Below are 2,000 nucleotides of genomic sequence, written 5' to 3'. Positions count from 1 at the left end.
ACACATCCAACTGTCGATCGGATCGATCTGATAACTTTCTTTGAGCGTGCCTTTGACTAAAAGTCGATAGAGAAACTCGTGCGGAAACGCCCTATCACCCGCGCGATCCGCCACCATCCATTCAGTCCCCACCGCAGCCTCAATGCGCCGCATCGCTTCGGCTTCCGGAATGCAGGTGTCGGTGACCCGATTCAGATGCCGATTCAATAAGGCTTGTTCGTCCTGCGCCGTCAGCTCCCGATAGCGCGGGATACGCTCGTAATGTTTTTGCGCCACAAGGTTGAATAAATCCTCTTCAAGATTGGCTCCCGTGCAGCAAATCGCATGAACCTTGTCTCTGCGTATCATTTCGGCCAGCGACAACCCCAGCTCGGCTGTGCTCATCGCACCGGCCAGCGTCACCAGCATTTTCCCACCCTTGTCCAAGTGAGCCCTGTAGGCATGCGCCGCGTCTTTCATCGCCGCCGCGTTGAAGTGTCGATAATGATGGTCGATGAATTGTGAAATAGATGTCGGTTTCATATGAGACTCCTTACCTTAAAATCGTGATCATTCATGACGATCCTCTATTATTTTTAGCTCAAATCTGCGATCAGCGGCAAGTGCCACAGCCTTGGCTTTGACCGCCGGATCATTCAATGATCCTTCAGTTAATCCATTCACACCGTGGCCAATTCGGTTACCGCCAAATGCCACAAGCGTCACTTTTTTCTCTTCGCCAGGTTCAACCCGGGCCGAGGCGCCAGCAGGAATGGCCAACCGAAACCCGAATGCTCGTTCACGGTCGACTTCGAGCGCGTGATTGGATTCGAAGAAGTCCACCGGCATGCTTTCACCCGGTCTGATCGGTCTAGACAGCCCGGCTTCCGCGGCCATGAAAACACTCTCGATCGGGGTGTTCAAAAATAATAGGCAAGACCACCCATTACCGTCCGCGGATTGCCCGGCACGAAATGGATGTCGGTGAATCCTCCTGGTGGCTCATTCCTGAGTCGTGACTCGAAAGCGAAGATTGCCTGTTCCCAATCCGTGTTGAATAGATTTTGAACGTACAGAAACACCTCCATCCGGCCATGAGGAAGCCGCATCGGAATCAGATACCGCTCTGACAGATCAAACGTGAGCCACGATGGAGCTTTGATACTGCGATCCTCAATAAGGGGCCTGACTCCCATATACGTAGCCTGAAGTTGAGAGGTCAATCCTTCCGGCCATCTCAAAATCGCGGCTCCGTAGGCGATGTACTCCGGCGCCAAGGGAATGGCGTCGCCGTTGCGAAACTCGGCATGTGTCCAGGTGAAACTGCCGTTGACATAGAGCGGCCCCCAGACCTGGCCGCGTGCGGCGACTTCAACTCCTTGGCGCCTGGTTGCGCCTCGAATCTCCGTTGTCCCTTCATCGCCGACGAACACGAGTTCCGACTTAATATCCATCCGCCAAAGGGTCGCAAGCAGTTCGAGCCTATCCGGTCCCAAGGGTCTGGACCGCACCCCGATTTCGTAGTTGATGGAGCGGGATAACGGAGCCGATCCTGGTCTGACGGCAGACCGCGCGTCGTTGCTATGAAACCCTTCGCCATAGTTGATGAAGAATTCCGTCCTTGCCCATGGCCCGAGAATCATGTTCATTTTCGGGAGGACAATGCCCGAACTGTTCTGCCCGGCCGATTGCTCCACACAAGTTGTACAGCGATTACTCACGTCGAAGGTGAAGATCTCGCCTCGAACGCCGCCGTTAAACCTGAGCCACGGCAACGGCTGCACTTCCGCTTTTACAAACGGCGCATAGGACGCCGAGAATGCGTCGCTGTCCATGGTGGTACCGGTCGGAGTCCTCATGGTCTGAAGACCCAGTTTCGCGTGAACGTCGTCCACTCTCGTCTGAAATCCGACGGTTCCGATGCTGGGCATGCCGAGAATCTCTCCTCGCTGTTTGAATCCAATCTCGCCACCATAGATAGCGCGGCGATCGAATTGCGCAAAGCCGTCGCCGTTGACCGG

3 protein-coding genes are annotated in these 2,000 nt (G+C 55.0%); all 3 read right to left on the bottom strand.

What is annotated here, in order from left to right; all coding sequences use genetic code 11:
* On the bottom strand, nt 1-522 hold a 522-nt coding region (locus ACOSYY_RS08350; RefSeq protein ID WP_421661807.1), incomplete at its 3' end, for a deoxyhypusine synthase family protein.
* A gap of 27 nt (nt 523-549) precedes the next feature.
* Complete coding sequence (locus tag ACOSYY_RS08345) at nt 550-876, bottom strand: urease subunit beta (protein WP_421661806.1); 327 nt, start codon at nt 874-876, stop codon at nt 550-552.
* Between the two features lie 23 nt (nt 877-899).
* The coding region (locus ACOSYY_RS08340) for a TonB-dependent receptor (RefSeq protein ID WP_421661805.1) at nt 900-2,000 on the bottom strand (1,101 nt) is incomplete at its 5' end.

The sequence above is a fragment of the Nitrospira sp. BLG_2 genome (assembly GCF_049222245.1).
Note: the sequence above shows the minus strand (reverse complement) of the source record. Positions and strands in the feature narration are given on the sequence as shown.

Bases quoted from the DNA above. Each gene is read 5' to 3' on its own strand.
- ACOSYY_RS08345 (WP_421661806.1), bottom strand. From the start codon at position 876: ATGGCCGCGGAAGCCGGGCTGTCTAGACCGATCAGACCGGGTGAAAGC.